Origin of the sequence: Nonomuraea sp. KM90 (assembly GCF_052246675.1) — a bacterium.
Taxonomy (GTDB): Bacteria; Actinomycetota; Actinomycetes; order Streptosporangiales; family Streptosporangiaceae; genus Nonomuraea.
This window is the reverse complement of sequence record NZ_JBQQCB010000344.1, coordinates 1-1,653: the sequence shown is the minus strand read 5'-3', so window position 1 is coordinate 1,653 and position 1,653 is coordinate 1. Positions and strand designations below refer to the sequence as shown.

2 protein-coding genes are annotated in these 1,653 nt (G+C 64.5%); one reads left to right on the top strand and one right to left on the bottom strand.

Going from position 1 to position 1,653, the window contains the following annotated elements; translation table 11 throughout:
• Nucleotides 1-545 precede the first annotated feature (545 nt).
• Nucleotides 546-791 (top strand): hypothetical protein, encoded by a 246-nt coding sequence (locus ACTWPW_RS64085; protein ID WP_443175022.1) that lies wholly within the window; start codon nt 546-548, stop codon nt 789-791.
• Nucleotides 792-818: 27 nt separating this feature from the next.
• On the opposite strand, the gene ACTWPW_RS64080 is transcribed toward ACTWPW_RS64085, so the two are convergent.
• Complete coding sequence (locus ACTWPW_RS64080; protein WP_443175021.1) at nt 819-1,430, bottom strand: hypothetical protein; 612 nt, start codon at nt 1,428-1,430, stop codon at nt 819-821.
• Between the last annotated feature and the right edge of the window lie 223 nt (nt 1,431-1,653).

Here is a 1,653-nt window from a genome sequence, read left to right as displayed (position 1 = left end):
GCACCGACCACCGCACCCACGAGGAGCAGAACACGGCGATAGGCGGCCACGTCCGCTGGCGCAACGCCCGCGCCCAGCCGAAGACCAGCTTCGCCGCCAGCTCACCCATCCGAAGCTGGACCAGTTACCCGGCCAAGGTTGCGTGACGGGCCACTAGGAACGGAACTGGCTGGTGGATACGACGGCTCGACGGGGACGCACGCTGATCAGAACCGACATTTTGTGGCACGCTGAGATTGTTGCTCTCGTCGGGAGCCTGCCCGGCACCTGCGCCAGTAGGTCACGGTGGTGAAGACGAGCCAGAGCGAGGATGGGTTCTGCTGTTTCATCCGGGGGCCCGAGCCGTCCGACTCCGGCTTCCGGCTCGGCTGGGAGGGGACCTACTGGCGCATGACCAGTTGGAGTCGGTCCGCATGCTGACCAACCTTGAGATGGACCCTTCCAGCCCCGTTCGCCTGCCTACTCATCGGGCGGCCGACCCTGCGCCGCAAGATCAAACTCGGTGTCCTGGCGGCGCTGAATCAACAAATCGCGGTCCTTACCACATGACCGGCATGACCGGCCAGGAGACCGTCGACGACCTACGCCACCACCTCGCCCTGGCCGGTCGGACCGATCCGCTGTTCACCGAGGAGGCCGCCGCGCTGATCCATGCCGCCAGCCGCGGCTATCCCCGCGCCATCAACAATCTGGCCATCCAAGCCCTGCTGGCCACCTTCATCGCCGACGAGGCCATCGTCGATGAATCGGCCGCCCGCGCCGCGGTCAACGAAGTCATCACTGCTGAGTGATCTACGGTGCGACTGCTCGGCTGTCCTTTAGGCAGGATGCGTGCTGGGAGCGACGGTCGACTGGAAGAGATCAGGCCTGTGCTGGCGGACCTGGTCGCCCATCGGGCCGTGTTCCCACAGGGGATCGACAACGCCGAGGGGGATGCTGATTCTCTGTAGACCCGATGCCGGATCGATGGGCAGCCGGGCCCGATGGGCCAACAACCAGTTGGGGACATGGTGAGGGGTCTCGTATTCGCCCCAGCCGACCAGGCCGATGCATTGCCTGGCTCCGGTTCGGACACCTATCCTGTCGGCCTTGGTAATAGTCCGGGGACTGGGAATCCGGCTTCCCACGACATCGATGCGCCCAACGTGCCGCCATGCCAGGCGCACACGCGATCCGTACCAGTCCTCCATCTCCACGCCCTCAGGAGACAGGCGTGCAACCGTGGCAGCGGCCATCTGCCGCCACCTGGCCAACCGCACTCCAGCGAAGGCCACCGTCGCCCCTGCTGCCAGGATCATCAGCTCGCTACGATGATGATCAGGGATGAAGGCGACGAATACCAGCCATACGGGGATTAGGAGCGCAGAAGGGAGAAGCAACCGAACAACGGTCGCGACCGAAAATGCGCGCGCCATGCGAAACTCTTCCATGAACTAGGAGCTGTTTCTCGGATCAGGAGCGGAGCCAGATGATCCAATCAGTTCGTGGGTTTCTGGACTATCGGAGGCTGGCGGCGATGTAGGCCAGATGAGGATCGGCGAAGAACGATCGCACCAGCGCAGGCATCTTCTGTAACCGCCGCAGCGCGCCCAGGGCGAGGGCTTTGAGCTCCTCGACGCCGCGAGCTGAGGCCCGTGCGATCCGGTCGTGCTT

Bases quoted from the DNA above. Each gene is read 5' to 3' on its own strand.
- ACTWPW_RS64080 (WP_443175021.1), bottom strand. From the start codon at position 1,430: ATGGAAGAGTTTCGCATGGCGCGCGCATTTTCGGTCGCGACCGTTGTT.
- ACTWPW_RS64085 (WP_443175022.1), top strand. From the start codon at position 546: ATGACCGGCATGACCGGCCAGGAGACCGTCGACGACCTACGCCACCAC.